Here is a 3464-nt window from a genome sequence, read left to right on the forward strand (position 1 = left end):
CCCCGTCCTGGTTGACCGCCGTGCCACGGATGACCGCGAGGACCTCGTGGCCGTTGCGGCGCGCGTCCGACAGCCGCTCCAGCAGCACCAACCCGACGCCCTCGCTGAAGGTGGTGCCGTCGGCGCCCTCGCCGAAGGATTTGCTGCGGCCGTCGGGGGCCAGACCGCGCTGGTGCGAGAAGCTCACGAACCCGCTCGGCGTCGACATCACCGTCACGCCCCCGGCGAGGGCCATCGAGCATTCGCCTTCGCGCACCGCCTTCGCCGCCCAGTGGAGGGCCACCAGCGAGGAGGAGCACGCCGTGTCCACCGTCACCGCCGGACCGGTCAGGCCCAGCGCGTAGGCCACCCGCCCGGACACCACGCTCGCCGACATCCCCGTGCTCAGATAGGTCTCGGACCCCTCGGGCAGCTCACCGGCGTTCGTGCCGTAGTCGTGGTAGATGACCCCGGCGAACACACCGGTGTCGCTGCCCCGCACCGAGAGCGGGGCGATACCGGCCTGCTCGAAGGTCTCCCACGCGGTCTCCAGCAGCAACCGCTGCTGGGGGTCCATCGCCACGGCCTCGCGCGGGGAGATACCGAAGAAGTCCGCGTCGAACTCGGCCGCCCCGGACACGAACCCGCCCTCGCGCACATAGGTCGTGCCCACCCGGTCCGGGTCCGGGTCGAACAGCGTGTCCAGATCCCAGCCGCGGTCGGTGGGGAACGCGCCGATGCCGTCCTCCGCGTCGGCCACCAGCCGCCACAGCCCGTCGGGGTCGGCCACCCGCCCCGGGAGCCGGCAGGCCATGCCGACGATGACCACCGGGTCGTCCACGTCCGCCGCCGGGCCCGAGACGGCGGCCGGAGCCGCCTCCGCCGCGCCGAACAGCTCGTCCCGCAGATACTCGGCGGTGATCACCGAGGTCGGGTAGTCGAACACCACGGTCGCCGGGAGCCGCAGTCCCGTGGCCGCGTTGAGGCGGTTGCGCAGCTCCACCGCCGTCAGCGAATCGAACCCGATCTCCCGGAAGGGCTGGTCCGGCCCGATGCGGTCGATCGTCGTGTGCCCGAGCACGGCGGCCGCCTCGGTGCGGACGAGTTCGGTGAGCAGCCGCAGCCGCTCCGGGTGGCCGAGAGCGGCGAGCCGCTGGGTGAGCGCCGGGGCCCCGGCGGGCGACGTGGCGTGCGCGGTGCGCCGCGTCGGGCGCCGTACGAGGTGACGGAGGAGCGGAGGGAGGGGCGGCGCGGTGTCGTCGGCGCGCAGGGCGGCCGGGTTGATCCTGATGGGGACGGAGTGGGGGCGGGGGGCGGCGAGGGCGGCGTCGAGGAGGCTGAGGCCCTCGTCGTCGCCGAGGGGGGTGACACCGCCGCGGTGGGTGCGCCGGAGGTCCTCGGTGCTCATGGTGGCGGTGAGGGCGCTGGTGGTCTCCCACAGGCCCCAGGCGAGGGAGGTGGCGGGGAGCCCGGCGGTGTGGCGCTGGTGGACGAGGGCGTCGGCGTAGGCGTTGGCGGCGGCGTAGTTGGCCTGGCCCGGAGTGCCGAGGGTGCCGGTGGCGGAGGAGTACACCACGAAGGCGGCCAGGTCCTCGTCGCGGGTGAGGTCGTGGAGGTGGGTGAGGGCGTCGACTTTGGGGCGGAAGACGGTGTCGAGGCGGTCGGGAGTGAGGGCGGTGAGGACGCCGTCGTCGAGGGTTCCGGCGGTGTGGACGACGGCGGTGAGGGGGTGGTCGTCGGGGATGGTGGCGAGGAGGGTGGCGAGCTGGTCGCGGTCGGCGGTGTCGCAGGCGGCGATGCGGACCTGGGCGCCGAGTGCGGTGAGGTCGTCGGCGAGTTCGGTTGTGCCGGGGGCGTCCGGCCCCTGGCGGCTGACCAGGAGCAGATGGCGTGCGCCGTGGTGGGCGGCGAGGTGGCGGGCGGTGAGGGCGCCGAGGGTGCCGGTGCCGCCGGTGACCAGGACGGTTCCCTCCGGGGCGAGGGCGAGCGGCTGGGACGCGGTGGCGGGCACGGCGGTGAGCCGGGGCGCCCAGAGAGCGCCGTCGCGGAGCGCCAGCTGGGGCTGGCCGGTGGTGAGCGCGGCGGGCAGTGCGCCCTCCGAGTGGCCGTCGACGTCGATGAGATGGATACGCCCCGGGTGTTCGGACTGCGCGGAGCGGACCAGACCCCAGATCGCCGCCGCGGCCGGGTCGGTGACCTCGGCGGAGTCGTGGACGGCCATCGCGCCGCGGGTGAGTATCACCAGCCGGGTCTCCGCCACCCCGGGCAGCGTCACCCACTGCCGCGCGAGGTCCAGCACCCGCAGGGTCGACTCGCGCGCCCGCTCGGCGAGACCGGCGTCCGGGAACTCCCACGCGGTGGTGTCGGCGACGATCAGGTCGGGCCGGTCCTCGGCCTCGGCCACCTCCGTGACGTCCGCGAAGGCCGGGACCCCGGCGGCGGCGAGGGCGGGCGAGACATCCCCGACGGTCCCCCACCGGACCTCGGCCGCGGTGGCGGCCTGCTCGGTCCAGGTGACCTCCCACAGGGCGTCGTCCACCGACGTGGCGGTCAGCGCGTCGAGCTGCGCCGCGTCCACCTCCCGCAGGACCAGCGAGCCGATCGACGCGACCGGCCCGCCCGCCGCGTCGGCCAGCTCCACCGAGAGCCCGCCGTCCTCGGTGTAGCGGGCGTGCACCCGCACCGACGTGGCACCCGTGGCGTACAGACGTATGCCGTTCCACGCGAACGGCAGCAGCATGCGACTGCCGGGCTCCCCGGGCAGGCAGTAGTTGCCCGCGTGCAGGGCGGCGTCCAGCAGCGCCGGGTGGATGCCGAACCGGGCGGCGAGCTCCGTCTGCTCCTCCGGCAGCGCGGCCTCCGCGTACACCTCGCCGTCGCGGGTCCACACCGCCGTCAGGCCCTGGAAGGCCGGTCCGTAGTCGTAACCCCCCTCGGCCATCCGCTCGTACAGGCCCTCGACGGCCACCGGCTCGGCCCCCGCGGGCGGCCATGCGGCCACGGCGGGCGACGGAGCGGCCGTGGTCTCCTCGGCCAGGGTGCCGGTGGCGTGCTCCGTCCACTGCTCACGGTCCGTGCGGCGCGAGTAGAGGCGCACCTCCCGGCGTCCGGCCCCGTCGGGGCCGCCCACCGCCACCTGGATGTCCACGGAACCGCTGTCCGGCAGGGCCAGCGGCTGCTCGATGACCAGCTCCTCCAGCGTCGGGCTGCCCGTCTCGTCCCCGGCGCGCACGGCGAGTTCGGCCATCGCGGCACCGGGGAGGAGGGCGGCCCCGGACACGGTGTGGTCGGCCAGCCAGGGATGCGAGGTCAGCGAGAGCCGCCCGGTGAGGACGGCGCCGCCGGTGTCGGGGAGGTGGAGTGCGGCGGTCAGGAGCGGGTGCGCGGGGTCGTGGAGACCGGCGGCGGCGACGTCCCCGGTGGTGGTGCGGGGGAGCCAGTAGTGGTGGTGTTGGAAGGGGTAGGTGGGGAGGGGGGTGTGGTGG

The 3464-nt window shown here is 75.2% G+C and carries 1 protein-coding gene; it reads right to left on the reverse strand.

Features of this window, described 5'->3' with window-relative positions:
• On the reverse strand, positions 1 to 3464 hold a 3464-nt coding region (locus AXW62_RS45265), incomplete at both ends, for a type I polyketide synthase (RefSeq protein WP_159061103.1).

It is taken from the genome of Streptomyces hygroscopicus subsp. hygroscopicus (genome assembly GCF_001553455.1).
GTDB lineage: Bacteria > Actinomycetota > Actinomycetes > Streptomycetales > Streptomycetaceae > Streptomyces > Streptomyces hygroscopicus.